The sequence below is a fragment of the Ruegeria profundi genome (assembly GCF_049800715.1).
GTDB classification, from domain to species: domain Bacteria; phylum Pseudomonadota; class Alphaproteobacteria; order Rhodobacterales; family Rhodobacteraceae; genus Ruegeria; species Ruegeria profundi_A.
Window position 1 is genome coordinate 46,878 of sequence record NZ_JBNAFO010000004.1, and the last position, 18,479, is coordinate 65,356.

General features: G+C 59.5%; 17 protein-coding genes. 7 read left to right on the forward strand and 10 right to left on the reverse strand.

What is annotated here, in order from left to right; genetic code table 11:
• Window positions 1-55: 55 nt before the first annotated feature.
• The 5 genes from betA to ACP15L_RS08200 form a co-directional block, all read right to left on the reverse strand.
• Window positions 56-1,714, reverse strand: a complete 1,659-nt coding sequence (betA, locus tag ACP15L_RS08180) for a choline dehydrogenase (RefSeq protein ID WP_425083802.1) — start codon at window positions 1,712-1,714, stop codon at window positions 56-58.
• Window positions 1,715-1,796: 82 nt separating this feature from the next.
• Window positions 1,797-3,305 carry a choline-sulfatase gene (betC, locus tag ACP15L_RS08185; protein ID WP_425083803.1) on the reverse strand — a complete coding sequence of 503 codons (1,509 nt, stop codon included), beginning with the start codon at window positions 3,303-3,305 and terminating at the stop codon, window positions 1,797-1,799.
• On the reverse strand, window positions 3,302-3,874 hold the full coding sequence (gene betI, locus ACP15L_RS08190) for a choline-binding transcriptional repressor BetI (RefSeq protein ID WP_425083804.1): 573 nt from the start codon (window positions 3,872-3,874) through the stop codon (window positions 3,302-3,304). The genes betC and betI overlap by 4 nt, the downstream gene beginning before the upstream one ends.
• Window positions 3,875-3,961: 87 nt before the next feature.
• Window positions 3,962-4,870, reverse strand: coding sequence for a DMT family transporter (locus ACP15L_RS08195; protein ID WP_425083805.1), 909 nt, complete (start codon window positions 4,868-4,870; stop codon window positions 3,962-3,964).
• A gap of 40 nt (window positions 4,871-4,910) precedes the next feature.
• Window positions 4,911-5,510 carry a LysE/ArgO family amino acid transporter gene (locus tag ACP15L_RS08200; RefSeq protein ID WP_425083806.1) on the reverse strand — a complete coding sequence of 200 codons (600 nt, stop codon included), beginning with the start codon at window positions 5,508-5,510 and terminating at the stop codon, window positions 4,911-4,913.
• Between the two features lie 86 nt (window positions 5,511-5,596).
• Between ACP15L_RS08200 and ACP15L_RS08205 the strand changes: the two genes are divergently transcribed.
• Window positions 5,597-6,514, forward strand: coding sequence for a LysR family transcriptional regulator ArgP (locus tag ACP15L_RS08205; protein ID WP_425083807.1), 918 nt, complete (start codon window positions 5,597-5,599; stop codon window positions 6,512-6,514).
• Between the two features lie 4 nt (window positions 6,515-6,518).
• A complete protein-coding gene (locus ACP15L_RS08210) occupies window positions 6,519-7,208 on the forward strand; it encodes a nitroreductase family protein (RefSeq protein ID WP_425083808.1) in 690 nt (229 codons plus the stop codon).
• 17 nt (window positions 7,209-7,225) lie between these two features.
• Here ACP15L_RS08210 and ACP15L_RS08215 read toward each other — a convergent pair whose 3' ends face one another.
• Window positions 7,226-8,506: an MFS transporter gene (locus tag ACP15L_RS08215; protein ID WP_425083809.1), complete on the reverse strand. Its 1,281-nt coding sequence runs from the start codon at window positions 8,504-8,506 to the stop codon at window positions 7,226-7,228.
• A 157-nt stretch (window positions 8,507-8,663) separates the two neighbouring features.
• Window positions 8,664-9,404, reverse strand: a complete 741-nt coding sequence (locus tag ACP15L_RS08220; RefSeq protein WP_170352472.1) for a YebC/PmpR family DNA-binding transcriptional regulator — start codon at window positions 9,402-9,404, stop codon at window positions 8,664-8,666.
• 110 nt (window positions 9,405-9,514) lie between these two features.
• Between ACP15L_RS08220 and ACP15L_RS08225 the strand changes: the two genes are divergently transcribed.
• The 4 genes from ACP15L_RS08225 (at window position 9,515) to ACP15L_RS08240 (ending at window position 14,642) form a co-directional block, all read left to right on the forward strand.
• Window positions 9,515-11,287, forward strand: a complete 1,773-nt coding sequence (locus tag ACP15L_RS08225; RefSeq protein WP_425083810.1) for an SLC13 family permease — start codon at window positions 9,515-9,517, stop codon at window positions 11,285-11,287.
• Between the two features lie 16 nt (window positions 11,288-11,303).
• Window positions 11,304-12,038, forward strand: coding sequence for a glutamine amidotransferase (locus tag ACP15L_RS08230; RefSeq protein WP_425083811.1), 735 nt, complete (start codon window positions 11,304-11,306; stop codon window positions 12,036-12,038).
• Window positions 12,039-12,111: 73 nt separating this feature from the next.
• Entirely contained in the window at window positions 12,112-12,969 is an 858-nt protein-coding gene (locus ACP15L_RS08235) for a bile acid:sodium symporter family protein (protein WP_425083812.1), read from the forward strand.
• A gap of 11 nt (window positions 12,970-12,980) precedes the next feature.
• The gene (locus ACP15L_RS08240; protein WP_425083813.1) at window positions 12,981-14,642 is read left to right on the forward strand and encodes an FAD-binding dehydrogenase; all 1,662 of its coding nucleotides are present in this window, start codon (window positions 12,981-12,983) and stop codon (window positions 14,640-14,642) included.
• Between the two features lie 4 nt (window positions 14,643-14,646).
• Here ACP15L_RS08240 and ACP15L_RS08245 read toward each other — a convergent pair whose 3' ends face one another.
• From ACP15L_RS08245 to ACP15L_RS08255, 3 genes are all read right to left on the reverse strand, one after another.
• Window positions 14,647-15,381 carry a YbaY family lipoprotein gene (locus tag ACP15L_RS08245; protein ID WP_425083814.1) on the reverse strand — a complete coding sequence of 245 codons (735 nt, stop codon included), beginning with the start codon at window positions 15,379-15,381 and terminating at the stop codon, window positions 14,647-14,649.
• Window positions 15,382-15,479: 98 nt separating this feature from the next.
• Window positions 15,480-17,258 carry an SLC13 family permease gene (locus tag ACP15L_RS08250; RefSeq protein ID WP_170640286.1) on the reverse strand — a complete coding sequence of 593 codons (1,779 nt, stop codon included), beginning with the start codon at window positions 17,256-17,258 and terminating at the stop codon, window positions 15,480-15,482.
• 77 nt (window positions 17,259-17,335) lie between these two features.
• Window positions 17,336-18,148, reverse strand: coding sequence for a TIGR00282 family metallophosphoesterase (locus ACP15L_RS08255; RefSeq protein WP_425083815.1), 813 nt, complete (start codon window positions 18,146-18,148; stop codon window positions 17,336-17,338).
• Window positions 18,149-18,237: 89 nt separating this feature from the next.
• On the opposite strand from ACP15L_RS08255, the gene ACP15L_RS08260 reads away from it, so the two are divergent.
• A complete protein-coding gene (locus ACP15L_RS08260) occupies window positions 18,238-18,471 on the forward strand; it encodes a DUF333 domain-containing protein (RefSeq protein ID WP_170377990.1) in 234 nt (77 codons plus the stop codon).
• Window positions 18,472-18,479 lie beyond the last annotated feature (8 nt).

Here is an 18,479-nt window from a genome sequence, read left to right on the forward strand (position 1 = left end):
CGTTGCGATTCAGGTTTATCGGATGTCGCCACACCCCACTTTGACGCGGATCAAATCAGCGCTGCGCTACCTCCCATTGCGGGTGAATCCACGGGCGGTCATTGGCTTTCGGCAGCGCATCCTTGCCAAGTACATGGTCCGACATCTTCTCACCCACCATGATCGACGGCGCGTTGAGGTTGCCATTGGTGATCTGTGGGAAGATCGAGCTGTCAGCCACACGCAAACCATCCACGCCAATGACACGACCTTCGGGATCGACCACGGCGTTCTTGTCATCCGCGCGCCCCATCCGGCAGGTGCCACAGGGGTGATAGGCGCTTTCGGCATGCTCTGCGATGAAGGCATTCAGTTCCTCATCCGTCTGCACTGAGGCGCCAGGCTGAATCTCTTTGCCCGCATAGGGCTTGAAGGCGTCCTGACCAAAGATCTCACGGGTGAGGCGGATACATTTGCGGAAGTCTTCCCAGTCTTTTTCATGGCTCATGTAGTTGAACCGGATCACCGGCGCGTCTTCAGCCTTGTTCGACCGCAAAGTCACAGCCCCACGCGACGGAGACCGCATCGGCCCCACATGCGCCTGGAACCCGTGCCCCTCGGCGGCGGCCTGACCGTCATAGCGCACTGCAATCGGCAGGAAGTGGTACTGGATGTCGGGGTATTCCACGCCCGGGTTCGACCGGATGAAGGCCGCGCTCTCGAACTGGTTCGAGGCCCCAAGACCGGTTTTGGTGAACAGCCACTGCGCCCCAATCAGACCTTTGCTGAACAGGTTCCAGTGCTTGTACAGCGTGATCGGCTGCAACGAGGCTTGCTGGATATACAACTCAAGGTGGTCCTGCAGGTTTGCGCCCACGCCCGGACGATCAGCAACAACGTCGATACCATGCTCCGCCAGATGCGACGCCGACCCAATACCCGAGAGCATTAGCAGTTTGGGCGAGTTGATCGACGAGGCCGCCAGAACAACCTCACGCCGGGCACGAATGACCTCTTTCTTGCCGCCACGCACCAGTTCGACGCCGACTGCGCGCCCCTCTTCCATCACAACGCGCGACGCCAAACCTTTGACGAGGTCGCAGTTGGGACGTTTCAGAGCAGGTCGCAGATAAGCATTTGCCGCCGACCAGCGCCGTCCTTTCCAGACGGTCTGCTCCATTGGGCCGAAACCTTCCTGCTTCTCGCCATTATAGTCGCCCGTGACCTCATAGCCCGCTTGCTGACCCGCATCGACGAAGGCTTGGAACAACGGGTTTTTGCGCGGACCGCGTGACACATGCAGCGGACCATCCTTGCCGCGCCATTCAGGGTCACCGCCATGGCCGCCATCATGCCAGGTTTCCATACGTTTGTAGTAGGGCAGCACATCCGCATAGGACCACCCATCCGCACCCATATCCGCCCAAGTGTCAAAATCCCGCGCGTGGCCGCGCACATAGACCATCCCGTTGATAGAGGACGACCCACCGATCACCTTGCCGCGCGGACAGGCCATCCGGCGGTTGTTCATGTTAGGTTCGGGTTCCGAGCTGAATCCCCAGTCGTACAGCGACATATTCATCGGATAGCTCAGCGCCGCAGGCATCTGAATAAAGGGCCCGGCATCCGTGCCCCCATGTTCGATCACCAGGACCGAGGCCCCAGCCTCGCTCAGGCGATAGGCCATCGCACAGCCGGCAGAGCCAGCACCCACAATGACAAAATCTGCTTCCATTTCACGTCTCCATAGATCCGCCGTGAGAGGTTTCGAAACCTGCTCTGCCTCCGGCGGGCGTATTTTCAAAAATAAGAAGAGGTCACTCGCCGCGCGGGAACCGCTGGCTCTCCTCGACAATATTCAGGTCCATGTGGTTGCGCATGTAGCGCTCGGATGCCTTTTGCAGCGGCTGGTAGTCCCAGGGGTAGTACCCACCCTGCCGCAACGCCTCATAGACAACCCAGCGGCGCGCCTGACTGGCGCGAACATCCGCATCAAACCGGCCCAGGTCCCAGCGCGCCTCGGACTTCGCACGCAACGTTTGCAAGGTTCCGGCATGCGCGGGGTCATCGGCGAGGTTGTTCTGTTCATGCGGGTCAGCCTCAAGATCAAACAGCTGATCGGGGTCCAGCGCGCAACGATTGTATTTCCACTTGCCGTAGCGCAACGAGACTAGCGGCGCATAGGAGGCCTCGGCCGCGTATTCCATCGCCACCGGGGCTGTCCGCTCCTGCCCTTTGGCCAGAGGTACGAGGTCTTCGCCATCCGTCCATGGGGCAATCTCGGCCATATCAACACCGGCCAGAGCGCCCAGCGTCGGGGTCACGTCGATGGTCGACACAGGCGTTTCGATAAGGCCCGCAGGCAAATCCGGCGCCGAGATCATCAGCGGCACGCGCGATGAGCCCTCAAAGAACGTCATCTTGAACCACAACCCGCGTTCGCCCAGCATGTCGCCATGGTCCGAGACAAACATGATGATCGCCTCTTGGCGCGTCGTCTCCAGCACTTCGAGGATCTCGCCAATCTTGTCATCAAGGTATGAGATATTGGCGAAATACGCGCGGCGCGACTTGCGGATATCTTCCTCGGTGATGTCGAAGCTGCGCCAGTCGTTGGCGTCGAAAATACGCTTGGAATGCGGGTCCTGATTTTCATAGCCGAGGTCAGAGACCTCAGGCAGCAGATGTTCGCAATCCTCATAGAGGTCCCAGTACTTGCGGCGCGCAACATAGGGGTCATGGGGGTGCGTGAAGCTAACAGTCATAGCCCACGGACGGTCGTCCTTGCCGCGCGCCAGATCATAAAGCTTGGCCTTGGCGTGATAGGCGACCTCGTCGTCATACTCCATCTGGTTCGAGATTTCGGCCACACCCGCGCCGGTGACTGAGCCCATGTTGTGATACCACCAGTCGATCCGCTCACCTGGTTTGCGGTAATCCGGGGTCCAGCCGAAATCAGCGGGGTAGATATCGGTGGTCAGGCGGTCTTCGAACCCGTGCAACTGGTCTGGCCCGACAAAATGCATCTTGCCCGACAGACAGGTGTAGTACCCCGCGCGGCGCAGATGGTGTGCATAGGTCGGGATGTCGCTGCGGAACTCAGCCGCGTTGTCGTACACCCCCGTGCGTGAGGGCAACTGACCCGACATGAAGCTTGCCCGCCCCGGTGCGCAAAGCGGTGAGGCCGTGTAGGCATTGGCAAAACGGGTCGAGCGTTCGGCCAGTTTCTTCAGGTTCGGCGCGTGCAACCAGTCGGCCGGACCATCGGGAAACAAGGTGCCGTTCAGCTGATCCACCATCAGGATCAGAATGTTGGGTTTTGTCATTTTTCGCCCTCGAGCAGAATATTCAGGACGCGCAAGGCGTGATTGGCAGCCAGCTGAGGCTCTTCCGGGGCGCTCAGCGCCGAGTGGATATACAGCCCGTCGATCAAGGCGATCATGGTCTCGGCCGCGTTGATCGGTTCGGCAATTTGCGGGCGCAGCGCATGGATCAGGTTGGAACGGATACGCGCCTGATAGACCTTCCACAGCCGCAGAGCATCGTCATTGGTCTGAGCAAGGACATAGAATGTCATCCAGGCCGCAATCACGTCCGGGGTGAAGCATGAATGGGCAAAACAGGCGCGGATGATGGCCTGCGCCCGTTGGTCGGGGGCCGCGGCAGCCAGCTCGGTCCGGGCTTCCTTGCCGAAATCCGTCAGGATTTGCCGCATGGCGGCCAGAAAGATCTGATCCTTGCCGCCAAAATAATGGTGCGCCAGCGCGCTGGACATGCCCGCGCGTTTGGCGATCTGGCTGACGGTCACATCCAGAGATTTCTGTACGCCCAATTCGGCAATCGTCGCACGAACGATCGCATCACGGCGTATAGGCTCCATTCCGACTTTTGGCATCGCGTCCCCCTGGGCAACAGGATTTCCCGACGACGCTAGGCGCTTTTTATTGACTCGTCAATCAATCTCGTTTTCGGACGGATGTTTTCATGCTTTGGGTGCAAAAGCCGATGGTGTCACATCGCGTTTGTTCAGCATCGCTTCGCGCCAGGAAATGAAGCTGACGGCGGTCAGGATCAGCGTACCGCCAGCCACGACCCAGATGTCAACGCTTTCGTGGAACACCAAGGCTCCGACAATCGTCGCCCAGATAAGCTGCAAGAAGGTGACCGGCTGGGTCACCGCAACCGGCGCGGCCTGCAGCGCCAATGTCATGAAATAATGCCCTGCCGTTGCAAAGCTTGCGACCAGAAACAGCACCCCGATGTCCCGCAGAGTGGGCGGCGACCAGACAGCGATTGCAAAGGGGATCAAGGCCAGCGTCACCCAGATCGACAGATGGGCCACCACGACCGAGGGCGGGATATCCCGCACCAGCAGTTTGGCCAGCAGGTAGGACCCACCCAGCGTCAGCGCCGTTCCCAGCATGGCGAGATGCCCACTGGACACCTCGCGAAATCCGGGGCGCAGAATGATCAGCACGCCAATCAGGGCGACCAGAATGGCAGCCAACCGGCGAAAGGCCAGCTTCTCACCCAGAAACAGGGCCGCGCCAAGCGTGACATAGACCGGGGTCATGTAGTTCATGGCCGTAACCTCGGCCAAAGGAATGCGAGTCATCGCGTAGAACCACAGCATGACGGCAACCCCGTGAATGACCCCTCTTAGCCCGAATAATGAGAGATCGCGCTTGCTGAGCCGTGTTGCCAGGATCGACCGCAGAGCAGGCAACAGAAACACCAACCCAAGGACATAGCGCAAAAACGCGGCCTGAATCGGGTCCATGGTCGAGCCGAGCGATTTCACCAGCGCCGTCATGACCACGAAGGACAGACCTGCGGCGAACATCCAGAACATCCCCACTATGGGGCGCGAAGGGGCGGAAACTGTTGTCATGGTCCCGGTTGAACACCGAATTCACCGGCAGAACAACCCTTCACATGACAAGCAACTTCCACGCAATTCCCAGCATCACAATCCCGATCAAAGCGTCCAGCACCTGCCAAGCGCGTGGACGTGCGAAAAACGGCGATAATATCCTGGCCCCGTAGCCCAGCGTGAAGAAGAAAACAAAGCTTGAGGTCACGGCCCCAATGGCAAAGCTGAACCGGTCGTCATACTGGGCCGAGATCGAGCCGATCAGCACCACCGTATCCAGATAGACATGCGGGTTCAGCCAAGTGAAGGCCAGCACCGTCAGCATCGCCGAGCGCAGGCTTGTACGTTGGCTCTCGCCCAGTTCCATTGCCGCCCCGCCCTGCCAAGCCGACCACAGGCTGCGCAGCCCGTACCATGTCAGAAACGCGGCGCCACCATAGCGCATCACCGTCTCGAACCACGGCGCGGCCTGTGCCAACGTGCCAAACCCGGCAATCCCGGCTGTAATCAGGATCGCGTCCGATACGGCACAGGTCAGGCACAAGACAAACACATGCTCGCGCCGCAGACCCTGCCTGAGGATGAACGCGTTCTGCGCACCAATGGCCAGAATCAGACTGAAGCTAAGGACAAAGCCAGCGATGAGGGGGGCGAACATGAAACCTCCTGTCGTTTGAAGGTTTGACTAGCGGCTTCGCCTCGGCCTATCAAATTAAAGATACTGAACAAGATTAAGTCTGGCTAATGCTGATCGATCCACATCACCTGAACGCGCTGGCCGCGATTCTGCGGCACGGGAGCTTTGACGCCGCCGCCTCTGAGCTGTCCGTCACGCCCTCGGCAATATCCCAGCGGATCAAAGCGTTGGAGGATCGCATCGGCACCAGCCTGATCAATCGCGGCTCCCCCTGCACCGCCACGCCTGCCGGGCTGCGGATTGCCAAACATGCCGAGGATATCGGGCTGCTAGAGTCCCAACTGGCACGCGAATTGACCTTGGAGAGCGGCCCCGGTCCCGCGCGTGTTCGCATCGCCCTTCCGGCAGATGTTCTGGCCGCGTGGTTCATCGATGTGATGACGCAGGTGCCGGACCTGCTGTTCGATCTCGTGATCGACGATCAGGAGCATTCGGCCGACTGGCTGCGCCGGGGCGAGGTCAGCGCCGCAATCACCGTCGGAGGGCAACCAGTCACCGGATGTGATACCCATTCCCTTGGCGCGATGCGGTATCTTGCGACGGCTAGCCCGGAATTTACCGCGCATTGGTTCAGCGAGGGATTGACCGTGCGGTCGCTGGCACAAGCGCCCTGCCTTGTCTTCAATCGCAAGGACAGCCTTCAGCGGGTCTGGATATCGACCCAAACCGGGCAGCGACTGTCGCCGCCTTCGCATTTCGTCCCGTCCTCCCACGGGTTTGTCGACGCCGCCATTGCCGGATTGGGCTGGGGCATGAACCCCGAACCCCTGGTGCGCGACGCTTTGCAGGACGGCAGGCTTTGTGAAGTCGCACCCAACGCGCCTTTGGACGTGCCCCTCAATTGGCAGGTTGGGCGCGTGTTGTCATCTGCCCTGACCCCCTTGACCAAAGCTGTAAAACAAGCCGCTGCAAAGGCCTTGATCCCGGATGCCGACCGCCAGATAAAAAGCAAAATTCCGGAGTAAGACCATGTTCTCACGCGATGCGCTCAGCTATGATCCGATCCCTCTGCCCGACCGGTGCGAGATGAGCGATGCCGAGATGCAGCAAGCCGCTCAGGCATTCTACGACAAGATGCGCCAGCGCCATACCGTTAGAGATTTCATTGACCGCTCCGTTGATCGCGAAGTGATCGAGACCTGCTTACGAACCGCAGGCACCGCTCCGTCCGGCGCCAACCACCAGCCATGGCATTTTGCGGCCATCGCTGACCCGGCTTTGAAACAACGCATCCGTGAAGAGGCCGAGGAAGAAGAACGTCGTTTCTATGCTGGCGGCGCAGGGGATGAGTGGATCAAAGCGCTAGAACCCATCGGGACCAACGCGGTCAAAGAACACCTGACCATTGCCCCCTGGCTGATCGTGGTTTTCGCCCAGCGCTGGGGTGAGTTCGAGGATGGCACGCGGTACAAAAACTACTACGTCCCGGAAAGCGTCAATATCGCAACGGGCTTTCTGTTGGCTGCCCTTCATCACGCCGGGCTTTCGACACTGACACACACGCCGAACCCGATGAAGTTCCTGAATGACGCGCTGGGACGGCCGGCATCGGAAAAGCCCACAATGATTATCGCCGTTGGTCACCCATCAGAGGTCGCGACTGTCCCCTCCGTTGCCAAGATGAAGAAACCTCTGGACGAGATTTCGTCGTTCTTCTGATTGGAACTCTAACGACGTTAGCCGCCCTGCAGATCAGGTGTCGCAGGCTTGGGTAAGACGACCAGATAACAGGCGGCGGCTGCGACCAGACTGCACAGGACGATAAACGCAACCGCCAGCGAAACCTCATGCATATGCGCGACCGCTGCCAAAGCGGCTGACATGGCAACGGCGGTCAGGCGTGCGATGCTTTTGATCGCGGCAGAGGCCTGAACCCGCTGCTCTTTCGGGGCGACGTCCAGAAAGTAGAGCTTGCGCGCGCTGCTGATCCCCGTGACGGCAACCGTTGCGATGAACAGGGCAATCGCATGCAGGTGCACTTCGTGGTCGATACCCAGATAGTGAAACGCCAAAAGGACGATCCCAGTGATCGCCACCATCAAAGTCCCTGCGACCATGACGGTACGATGGGATTTCATGTTCAACAGCTGCCAAAGCGGGGCCGAGACAAGATAGCCAGACGCCGAAGACACAATCATCGCGGTCAGTCCCTTGGCCGAGCTATGATGCGCCTCGGCCGCAATCAGAGCGAAAAACGGCACGGACAAGGACACCACGACAAGCGGCATGCGCATGACCAGGTAGCGGCGAAACCAAGCATGTTCGAACATGCTGAAGATGGACTTGATATTGGCTTTCAAAGACAGGCCCAAGTGTTTGGCTTCATTGGATTCTGAACTGTTGGTCTTGCGGATCTCAAACATCGCAAGGATCGACAGGGCAGATAGTAGAAAGAACGTGGCGGACACCGCGATGACGACCGAGTGGCGCGAAAATGGCGGATTGTCCTTGGTCAACTCATGCAACAAAAGCGCCAACCCTATGGCACCCAGCCCTCCGGCCCCCAGTTGCAAATATTGCATCATCATTCGGGATTTCGAATGCACATGATCGCCCAGTAGATCGGTTAACATGAGGTTCTGCACCTCATCGATAAGCCCGATCAGGAAAAAGACTGCGATGAAGGCAATGGCGATCAGCGGCACGATGCCTGTGGCGGCTACCCCCATGGCGACCAAAAGGCAGGTTCCAATTGCGATTTCGGTCATCGCAATCCCGCGTTTCTTCTCGGGCCGCGCGGCAATCGAACGGGCCAGAAAGAAATCCGCGATCATGCTGCCGACCATGCGAACCGAGACCAACGCCCCGGCGATGAACATCGGCAGCTCGAATGAGACTGCCAGAAACGGCAAAACCACCGACGGGCTGCCTAAGGTCCACGCGACCTGAGACAGAATGCTCTGCCCGGCTAGGACCGGGACATTGCGTTTTGCCAGATCTGACGGGTCATGCGCCATATATCACTCTGGCATTAAAGCCAGCCTTTTTGTTTTCTCGCCCACATTTCAAAGAGTAATCGCTTGAGCCTGATCAGCCAAGCAACACTTCGGAAGCTGAAAAAACAAAAGCCCGACCAAACGGGCCGGGCTTTTCGGTACCAGTTGTCGAGTGCAATCAGAGCTGCGCCATGACCTCATCAGTCGCTTCGAAATTGGTTGTCACGCGCTGAACGTCATCGTCATCTTCCAGCGCATCGACCAGCTTCATCAGCTTCTGCATGTCTTCCAGACCCAGCTCAGTGGTCGTGGTGGGTTTCCAGACCAGCTTGGTGGATTCGGATTCGCCCAACGCCTCTTCCAGCGCATTCGATACATCGTTCAAATCGGTATCGGCGCACCAGATGATGTGACCATCTTCCGAGCTTTCGACATCCTCGGCACCCGCCTCGATCGCGGCTTCAAAGATGGTATCCGCATCACCTGCATCCGCCTGATAGACCACCTCACCTTTGCGGTCGAACATGAACCCGACCGAGCCGGTCTCGCCCAGATTTCCACCGTTCTTGGAAAAGGTCGAACGCACGGTCGAGGCCGTCCGGTTGCGGTTATCCGTCATGGTCTCGACGATCACAGCCACACCGTTGGGGCCGTAGCCCTCGTACCGGATTTCCTCGTATTCGTCGCCTTCGCCCGCAACCGATTTCTTGATCGCGCGGTCGATCACGTCCTTGGGGACCGAGTTCGACTTGGCCTCTTTCACCGCCAGACGCAGGCGCGGGTTTTTGTCGGGATCAGGGTCGCCCATCTTGGCGGCCACGGTGATCTCTTTCGACAGTTTGGAAAACAGTTTGGACCGCGCGGCGTCCTGACGTCCCTTGCGGTGCTGGATATTGGCCCATTTGGAGTGGCCTGCCATGGTGCGTCCTCGTCATCATGTTAGCGTATTCGGCGCTCATATAGACGTTTGCGGGGCAAAGGATCAAGAGAGCGGCTTGCGGGACGCCCATCTGAGGGTAAGGTGGCCGCATGACGACCGATCAAATCATTCTGTTTGCGCTTTTCATTACAGTCTTTGGAATGCTCCTGTGGGGACGTTTCCGGTATGACCTTGTGGCCTTCACCGCCCTGATGATCGGGGTCACGCTGGGCGTTGTACCAGTCGACAACGCCTTTGCCGGGTTCGGGCACCCCGCAACGATCATCGTTGCCCTAGTGCTGGTGGTCTCGGCCGGGCTTGTCCGGTCAGGGGCCGTGTTCCTGATCACACGCACCCTCGTAGATGCCTCGCGCGGTCTTGGCGCCCATATCGCACTGATGGGCGGGATCGGCGCGGTTCTGTCAGCCTTCATGAACAACGTCGCCGCGCTGGCCCTGCTGATGCCGGTCGACATACAGACCGCGCGCAAGGCCGGGCGGGCTGTGGGGCTGACTTTGATGCCACTCAGCTTTGCGACGATCCTTGGCGGCATGGCGACATTGATCGGCACGCCGCCCAATATCATCATCGCCTCGATCCGGGCCGAGACCTTGGGCGAGCCGTTCAAGATGTTCGACTTCGCCCCCGTTGGCGGAATCGCGGCCATCGCCGGGCTGGCATTTGTCTCGCTGATCGGCTGGCGGCTGATCCCGAACCGAGGCGCGCAGGAAGAAGCCTCCGAAGCGCTGGCCGAATACATCGCCGAACTCACCCTGCCCTCCGAGTCACCCCATATCGGCAAGCGCGTCAGTGAGCTGTACGAGGATGCTGAGAAGTCCGACGTGGCAATCATTGGCCTGATCCGCGACGGCAAACGGCGCTATGGCCGATCTGCCCACGCTACTCTGAAAGAGGGCGACGCGCTGGTACTGGAAGCGCGGCCCGAAGCGCTGGATGAATTCCGCGCAGCGCTAAAGCTGGACTTCTCGGACACTCGCCGGCAAGAGGTGCTGACCGCCGAGGGCGACGGGCTTGAGGTGATCGAAGTGGTCGCCACGGAAAGCGCACGCATCACCGGCCGTACCGCGCAGGGGTTGGGTCTGGCGTGGCGGCAAAGCACGGTTCTGATGGGCATTTCGCGCCAAGGTCGTCGCATCACCGAACAGGTCCGCAAGACCGAGGTCGAGGCCGGCGACATCCTGCTTCTGCTCTGCCCCCGCGACCGGGGTGCCGACGTGACAGAATGGCTGGGCTGCTTGCCATTGGCGCAGCGGGGCCTGAACGTGACGGCAAACGAAAAAGCCTGGCTCGCCATCGGTCTGTTCGCCGCTGCGGTTTTGGCGGCCAGCATCGGCTTGATCTACCTGCCCATCGCGCTGGGTTTTGTTGTCGTGGCCTATGTGCTGACCAAGATCATGCCGATCAGTGACATCTACAACCATATCGAATGGCCCGTTGTGGTGCTGCTCGGCTCGATGATCCCACTGGGCAGCGCGTTAGAGACCTCAGGCGGCACCGAATTGATCGCCAATGCCCTGATCCAGCTGACAAATGGCCTACCCGCCTGGGCCATCCTCACCGTGCTGATGGTCGTGACGATGACCCTGTCGGACGTACTAAACAACACTGCCACGGCCATCGTCGCCGCCCCGGTCGGCATCCAGATGGCCCGCACGCTCGAGGTCTCCCCCGATCCGTTCCTGATGACGGTTGCCGTTGCCGCCTCGGCCGCGTTCCTGACGCCGATCGGGCACAAGAACAACACGCTGGTTCTGGGCCCCGGGGGCTATCGGTTTGGTGACTATTGGCGCATGGGTCTGCCGCTTGAGATCTTGATCATCGCGGTCTCAATCCCCGCGATCCTTGTCTTCTGGCCGCTTTGACAGGTAAAGCCCAACTATGAAACGCTTTCTGATCCTTCAATTGCGCCCCGAAGCTGATGCATCGGACGCCGAATATGCCTCGATCCTCGACAAAACCGGCCTGACGCCTGAGCAAACCCATCGCATCCGGCTGGATTGCGAAGACCTACCCGAAGGCTTGAATGTAACCGAATATGCAGGTGTCATCGTTGGTGGAGGCCCGGGCTGCGTCAGCGACGATCCCGCGACGAAATCCGAGTTGGACACAAAGATCGAAAACGCGGTCATGGGGCTGATGCCTCAGATCACGGCACAGGATCATCCCTTTATGGGCTGCTGCTATGGGTTAGGCGTTCTGGCCGCGCATCTGGGTGGCGACGTCAGCAAGGCCAAGTTCGGCGAACCGGTTGGCCCTTCGGCCTGCCGTCTGACAGAGGACGGCGCCGCTGATCCGTTGACTGCGGGCCTTACGCCCAAGTTCGACGCGTTTGTGGGCCACAAAGAGGCCGTCCAGACCCTGCCCGATGGATGCGTGCATCTTGTCGCCTCAGACCCCTGCCCGTTTCAGATGATCCGCTGGGGGGAAAACGTCTATGCCACTCAGTTCCATCCGGAAGCTGACGCCAAAGACTTTGAGCAGCGCATCAACATCTACAAGCACCACGGCTATTTCCCGCCCGAGGACGCCCAGCGCCTGATCGATATCTGCAACGCCGCCGACGTCACTCAGCCCGGCGAAATCCTGCGCCGGTTTGTAGAACGCTATAGATGACCTAACGACGCGGTTGCCTGACGGTTTCCCCCTCGCTTAGTCTGCATTCAAACGACTTTGGGAGGAGTTGTTCTTGGATTTTCTAATCAATGTCGGCCTGCCTGTTTCGCTGGCCATCATCATGTTGTCTTTGGGTATCGGGCTTGAGATCGCCGATTTCCGACGCGTCCTGACCCGCAAATACCCGTTTGCAATCGGTGCGCTATGTCAGGTTGTGCTGCTGCCAATCGCGGCGTTTGTGACCGTCAAACTGCTAGGTCTGCCGCCAGAGATTGCGGTCGGTTTCATGCTCCTCAGCTTTTGTCCGGGTGGTGTAACCAGCAACATCCTGACGAAATTTGCCAAGGGTGATGTGGCGCTTTCGGTCAGCCTGACAGCGGTGATCAGTATCCTGTCGATCCTGACTGTGCCGATCCTGGCTGCCTGGACCATCGCGCATTTCATGGGCGAAGACGCGCCCGAAGTGTCGATCACTGGGCTGGCGATCGCCATGTTCCTGATCACGACCCTGCCCGTCGCCATTGGCATCACGGTTCGCAGGTTCGCAACCGGGTTTGCAAACCGTATTGAGGGCGGGCTGTCCAAACTCGCTGGCGCTCTGTTCCTGCTGATCGTCATCGCCGCAGTGGCCGGGAACTGGCAGCTCTTTATTGAGAACCTTGGCATCATGGGCACCGGGTTGGTGTCTCTGAATATCGCCCTGCTTCTGATCGGTCTGGGTGTCTCGCGCGCCGCGAACCTTTCTTGGGCCGAGTGCAAAAGTATCTCGATTGACACCGGTATCCAGAACTCAACCCTTGGGCTGACCTTGGCGGCATTGATCACGGGAACCAAGACCGGGTTCAGCACTCTGGCTTTGCCCTCGGCGGTTTATGGCGTCACTATGTATGTCGTTGTGTTCCCCTTCCTCCTTTGGTTTCGCAAACGCTGAAAGGACCTGATATGGCCAATAACACGGCAGATGCGATCGTTGTCGGAGGCGGATTGGCCGGGCTGGCGGCTACGGCTGAGCTGGGCGACCGGGGCAAGAAGGTGATCGTTGTGGATCAGGAACCCGAGAGCTTCCTGGGCGGACAAGCGTTCTGGAGCCTCGGCGGCCTGTTCATGGTCGACACGCCCGAGCAGCGCCGGATGGGCATCAAGGACAGCCACGACCTGGCTTTGCGGGATTGGATGGGCAGCGCGCAGTTCGATCGTGATGACGATCTGTGGCCGCGGAAATGGGCCGAAGCCTATGTCGAATTCGCCGCAGGGGAAATGCGCCCTTGGCTGCATGACATGGGTCTGCGCTGGTTCCCGGTAGTCGGTTGGGCCGAGCGTGGAGGCTCCTATGCGAACGGACATGGCAACTCGGTGCCGCGGTTTCACATCACTTGGGGCACCGGCCCCGGCGTGTTGGAACATTTCATCCGCCGCGTGAAAGAGCATGTCAGCGCCGGGCTGATCCAGCTGAAGTTCCGCCATCAGGTCAGCCACATCATCATGCAAAACGGCTGTGCCAAAGGTGTCTCGGGCGAAGTTCTGGCCGAGGATACAGCCCAGCGCGGCGCCAAAACCAACCGTGAAGAGCTGGGCGAGTTCGAATACTACGCCCCTTCGGTCATCGTCACCTCGGGCGGGATCGGCGGGAATTTTGAGATGGTCCGCAAGAACTGGCCCTGCGACCGTCTGGGCGAACCTCCGCAAGACATGGTCGCAGGTGTCCCGTTTCACGTCGATGGGCGCATGATCGCGATCAGCGAAAAGGCAGGCGGCCATGTGATCAATGGAGACCGTATGTGGCACTACACCGAAGGCGTGCGAAACTGGGATCCGATCTGGCCCTCGCACGGTATTCGCATTTTGCCCGGTCCAAGCTCGATGTGGTTCGATGCCAAGGGTCATCGGCTGCAACCGCCCTGCCTGCCGGGGTTCGACACGCTGGGGACGCTACGCGAAATTCTGAAAACAGGACACGAGTATAGCTGGTTCGTTCTGACCCAGAAGATCATCAAAAAGGAATTCGCTCTGTCGGGGTCAGAACAGAACCCCGATTTCACCTCGGGCAGTTGGAAGGAGGTGATCCGCCAGCGCATTCTGTCGGGCAGCAAAGCGACAGCCCCTGTTGAGGCTTTCAAGGAAAAGGGTGAGGACTTCATCGTCGCGAACACTCTGACCGAGCTGGTCAGCGGCATGAACCAGTTGGGCGGAGGTCTGATTGATGAAGCCCATCTGAGGGCACAGATCGAGGCGCGCGATTCTCAGGTCGACAATCCGTTCTCGAAAGACGCCCAGATGATGGCGATTCTGGCGGCGCGCAACTATCGCGGTGACAAGCTGATACGGACGGCCAAGCCACACAAGTTCCTCGATCCCTCAAACGGCCCGTTGATTGCGGTCAAGCTGCACGTGCTGACCCGCAAGACGCTTGGCGGGCTGCAGACCAATCTGGACAGTCAGATGATCGGAGCGGACGGGCAAGTGGTGCCCGGCCTGTTTGCTGCCGGCGAAGTCGCCGGTTTCGGCGGCGGAGGCTATCATGGCTACAACGCGCTTGAAGGCACCTTCCTTGGCGGCTGCATCTTCTCAGGCCGCAACGCAGGGCGATCCCGCGCTGTAGCCTAACGCGTCACTGTTTGCGGACCAGTTTGATGACGGGTTCGCCCGCCTCATCCAGAAGGGCCAACGCATTGCCCTGTATGGCGAAGGTGGTGACGCTCTGCATTGTTTTCAGGAAGGCGCGTTCGATCTCATCCAAAGGTGGCGGGCAAGCCATGAGGGTGGCCGCCATATTGTCGGGAAACTCGATCCGGTTGCCTGAGATCTCGGCCTGACCGGTGAACCGATTGCACCCGCCGGTGCCCGAGAACGCGCCGCCTTGGCCAAAAATCAGCTCGGGCCGTCTCTCCGTTTCGATCGGCTCACCGTTTAGCGATGCGGCGATCCAGTCCGAATTCTCCAACATTGTTGCCCCTTGCGCCTGAACTTGCACGAGCATCAAATCGACGGAGTTCCCGGCCTCATCTGAAATTACCGGATAGGCCGTGTCCGTCGTGAAAAGCAGCTTTTGCCCCTGAGTAATCGTCGCCCTTACAGAGTAGCGGTGCCCGTCCTTGATCAGGGCATCGTCATAGCTCAGCTTGAAGGGCGCGGGAACGGCTGACAGAGCGTAGCGCTGCGCCGCCAGCGTCACGGCTGGCGCGTCGGCAAGCGAAACATCCTGAAGCTCAACAAACAGGGTTGCATCGGGCGGAACGGCGATCCTTTCGCGATAACTGGCCGAGCCTTCGACTGTTCCGGCAAAGCCAGTGCTCGCCATCATCGCGCAGGCGATCGCGGCAATTGCGGTTCCTTTTGCAGGCATGATCCAATCCTCTTGTCGCAAAATACATTCATAAAGCTTTGTGTATCGGCCAAGATTTGCAAGAGGCACCGCAAAATGACGGCGGGTCAGCGCCGATCTTACAGTGGCCAGAACAGCGGAATGAGAAGTGATGCCAACAGCCCAACGGTCAGGTTCAACGGAATACCCACCTTCATGAAATCAGTGAACCGATAACCGCCGGGGCCATATACCATCATGTTTGTCTGATACCCGATTGGCGTCGCAAAAGAGGCCGAAGCCGCGACCATGACGGCAACCACAAGGGGACGCGGGTCCATCCCAACGGCTTGCGCCAGACCGATTGCAATCGGCGTGACAACCACAGCGACCGCGTTGTTTGAGACCAGCTCGGTCAGAACCGAGGTCAGCAGGTACACCGCCCAGATGATCAGGAAAGGTGGTAAAACACTCAGTGACGGCGCGACCGCTTCGACAATCAGGGACACCGCACCCGAGGCGTCCAAAGCGGCCCCGATGGCCAGCATGGCAAAGATCAGCGCCAGCAGGCGACCCTCGACAAAGGAAAACGCTTCATCCGCGTCGATGCAGCGCGTCAGAAGGACTGCAGCGACGGCTAGGATGGACAGCAGCAAGATCGGTGCAACGCCGAGAGCCGCAAGAACCACGATCCCGATCAGAGAACCAATCGCAATTGGCGCATGGCTTCGGCGGAAGGCCCGCGCCGAGGGTTGGGTGACATCGACCATGTCCATATCGGCGGCCAGCTTCTGGATATCAGCCGGAGACCCTTCGAGCAGCAGAGTATCCCCCACCCGCACGACAAGTTCATCGAGCTGCAAACCGATATTCTGGTTCCGCCGATGCACCGCCAGCACATAGACACCATAACGACGGCGCAGACGCATCGTACCCAGCGCTCGACCTACCATCCGACAGCCCGGAGTGATCAGAACCTCGACCGTTTTGGTCTCGACAGCCGAAAGCTGATCAACCCTCTTGAGCTCCTTGTTGCTCTGCAGACTCAAAAGCTCAGTCATTTCGGTGCGCAGAACCACCCGGTCGCCGACATTCAGCGTCACCCCTTTGAGGTTGCGCCGCAAAGAGTCGTCGCCGCGCAGTACGTCGATCAGGCGCACACCAGGTCGCTTGAACAGCTGCACGCCGGTGACCTCGCGCCCTATCAGGTTACTTTCCGGGGGAATGACCGCCTCGGTGAAGAATTTCATCTTGGACCGGTCGCTCAGCATCGAGGCCATGCTGTCCCGTTCCGGCAACAGGCGCGGCGCGATGAAGCGCAAATAGACCATGCCATAGATCACCAGCACGATACCCAGCGGCGTGACTTCGAAAATCGTGAATGCCTGCATGCCCTGTGCCCGGGCCACGCCATCCACCAGCAGGTTTGTCGAGGTCCCGATCAGGGTCAGCGTACCGCCCAGAATAGCCGCGTAGCTGAGAGGGATCAGTAGCTTCGAGGCGGGTACGTTCAGCGTGCGGGCGATCTGGACAAAGACCGGGATCATTACGACAACCACCGGAGTGTTCGACACCACCGCGGACGCCACCACTACAAACCCCATCAGCAAGGCAATCGCTATGCGCGGGTTCACCTGCGCCTGCTTTTGGGCCGTTGAGGTGAACGCATCCAGCGCTCCGGTCCGCACCAATGCCCCCATGATGATGAACATCGCGGCAATCGTCCAAGGCGCGGGGTTCGATAGCACGGCCAGCGCGCTTTGGTACGGCAGAATGCCCGTCACCAGCATCACCGCGACGCCACCAATGGCCACGACCTCGGTCGGGTAGACCTCGCGCAGGAACATCAAGAACATGCCCGCGACCACCAAAAGCGCCAGTATCGCGCTGCCCGTGTCTGTCAGTGAGAGGAATTGCATTCGTGGTTTTCAGTCCGAACCCTAGGCCCAAGCGCCTGACTTCCAGTTTCCAGCATTGCGCGGGTCAGGGCAAGTATTTACGGCCCGGCCTGTTCCAACCGACCGCCCACGCGGACCATGCGCACTGATTTTGCGCTGCCATCCTGATCATTGGTCTCGACGAACACTCCGCTGAGGGTTGCTTCGCAATTGGCCGGAGAAAAGCGCGCCTTGGGCATACCAGTGATGAACCGCCGCATCGGCTCAACCTTGTCCATACCAATGACCGAGTCATAGTCACCGCACATCCCCGCATCCGTCAGATAAGCGGTACCGCCGGGCAGAATCTGCGAATCCGCCGTCGGCACGTGCGTATGCGTGCCCACCACAAGGCTGGCGCGCTTGTCGCAATAGTGGCCCATCGCCATTTTCTCGGATGTCGCCTCGCAATGCATATCCACGATGATGGCATCGGCCTGTCCGCCGCGCGGGTGGGACTTCAGGATCGGCTCGACCGCCGAGAACGGATCATCAAATGGCCGCTTCATGAAGACTTGACCCAGAACCTGAACCACCAGAACCTTGCGCCCTCCGGGTGCGTTGAACAGGCGATGACCCCGCCCCGGCGCGCCCTTGGCAAAGTTCACCGGGCGCACGATACGCGACTCTTTCTCGATATGTTGCAGCATGTCTTTCTGGTCGAAGGCGTGGTCGCCCAGCGTTACGCAATCCGCGCCCGCATCGAGCAGCAGTTTGGCATGATCCCCGGACAGCCCCATCCCGTTCGAGGCGTTCTCGCCATTGACCACAACAAAATCCAAACGCCATTCGTCGCGCAGACGCGGCAGATGCTGTTGGATGGCCGTGCGTCCCGCGCGGCCCATGACGTCACCCAGAAAAAGTATCCTCATCCCAACGGTCGTAAGTCTGGTCAACGCGAAGCACAAGTGGTTATGCTGCCGTAATAAACCGTCAAAGCCCTTTAGATCGGAGAAACTTGATGTCGCGTATCCTATTGTCTGCCCTTGGCCTTACTGCGCTAGCCGCTTGTGACCAGGCGGGAACGAGCGATTCCAACACCCAGATTGCCAACCCTGCAGCCACATTCTGCGTGGAAAGCGGTGGCAAATATGAAATCCGCGACGGTGCCGACGGGCAAACCGGCGTTTGCATATTGGCCAGCGGCCGCGAGGTAGACGCTTGGGAATACTTCCGCGAAAACCACTCGATCTAACGAGGCAG

Coding starts and splice junctions, on each gene's coding strand:
- betA (WP_425083802.1), bottom strand. CDS start 1,714: ATGGAAGCAGATTTTGTCATTGTGGGTGCTGGCTCTGCCGGCTGTGCG.
- betC (WP_425083803.1), bottom strand. CDS start 3,305: ATGACAAAACCCAACATTCTGATCCTGATGGTGGATCAGCTGAACGGC.
- betI (WP_425083804.1), bottom strand. CDS start 3,874: ATGCCAAAAGTCGGAATGGAGCCTATACGCCGTGATGCGATCGTTCGT.
- ACP15L_RS08195 (WP_425083805.1), bottom strand. CDS start 4,870: ATGACAACAGTTTCCGCCCCTTCGCGCCCCATAGTGGGGATGTTCTGG.
- ACP15L_RS08200 (WP_425083806.1), bottom strand. CDS start 5,510: ATGTTCGCCCCCCTCATCGCTGGCTTTGTCCTTAGCTTCAGTCTGATT.
- ACP15L_RS08205 (WP_425083807.1), top strand. CDS start 5,597: ATGCTGATCGATCCACATCACCTGAACGCGCTGGCCGCGATTCTGCGG.
- ACP15L_RS08210 (WP_425083808.1), top strand. CDS start 6,519: ATGTTCTCACGCGATGCGCTCAGCTATGATCCGATCCCTCTGCCCGAC.
- ACP15L_RS08215 (WP_425083809.1), bottom strand. CDS start 8,506: ATGGCGCATGACCCGTCAGATCTGGCAAAACGCAATGTCCCGGTCCTA.
- ACP15L_RS08220 (WP_170352472.1), bottom strand. CDS start 9,404: ATGGCAGGCCACTCCAAATGGGCCAATATCCAGCACCGCAAGGGACGT.
- ACP15L_RS08225 (WP_425083810.1), top strand. CDS start 9,515: ATGACGACCGATCAAATCATTCTGTTTGCGCTTTTCATTACAGTCTTT.
- ACP15L_RS08230 (WP_425083811.1), top strand. CDS start 11,304: ATGAAACGCTTTCTGATCCTTCAATTGCGCCCCGAAGCTGATGCATCG.
- ACP15L_RS08240 (WP_425083813.1), top strand. CDS start 12,981: ATGGCCAATAACACGGCAGATGCGATCGTTGTCGGAGGCGGATTGGCC.
- ACP15L_RS08245 (WP_425083814.1), bottom strand. CDS start 15,381: ATGCCTGCAAAAGGAACCGCAATTGCCGCGATCGCCTGCGCGATGATG.
- ACP15L_RS08250 (WP_170640286.1), bottom strand. CDS start 17,258: ATGCAATTCCTCTCACTGACAGACACGGGCAGCGCGATACTGGCGCTT.
- ACP15L_RS08255 (WP_425083815.1), bottom strand. CDS start 18,148: ATGAGGATACTTTTTCTGGGTGACGTCATGGGCCGCGCGGGACGCACG.
- ACP15L_RS08260 (WP_170377990.1), top strand. CDS start 18,238: ATGTCGCGTATCCTATTGTCTGCCCTTGGCCTTACTGCGCTAGCCGCT.